General features: G+C 40.6%; 1 protein-coding gene. It reads left to right on the top strand.

Annotated elements, in window-relative coordinates; genetic code table 11:
* Positions 1-19: 19 nt before the first annotated feature.
* Positions 20-271: hypothetical protein (locus SB786_RS36340; protein WP_410731594.1), on the top strand; the 252-nt coding region annotated here is incomplete at its 3' end.

The following is a 271-nucleotide window of genomic DNA, read 5'->3' as shown; positions in this document are numbered from 1 at the left end:
CAATGACGGACGTATTAAAATGAAAGACCTCCTTACAGGAAAAGATTACTGGGCCTCGATGGCGGGGAATGACAATACCACCAAATCCCATAACATTGATATTTTTGGTAATTACTTATTGAACAACGGATGGAATTTCAAATTCTCCACAAGAATGCATTTTGCTAAAGTTGCCATATCAACCATCATACCTCTAAGTATTTTTCAGCCCAGTGAATCTGCGGGGTATACCATTGCTTCCACAGGCCAGCCTTATTCTGGGTATATAGGG

It is taken from the genome of Burkholderia sp. SIMBA_062 (genome assembly GCF_046534765.1).
GTDB classification, from domain to species: Bacteria; Pseudomonadota; Gammaproteobacteria; order Burkholderiales; family Burkholderiaceae; genus Burkholderia; species Burkholderia ambifaria.
The sequence above is the reverse complement of the archived record's forward strand: the minus strand, read 5'-3'. Positions and strand labels throughout refer to the sequence as shown.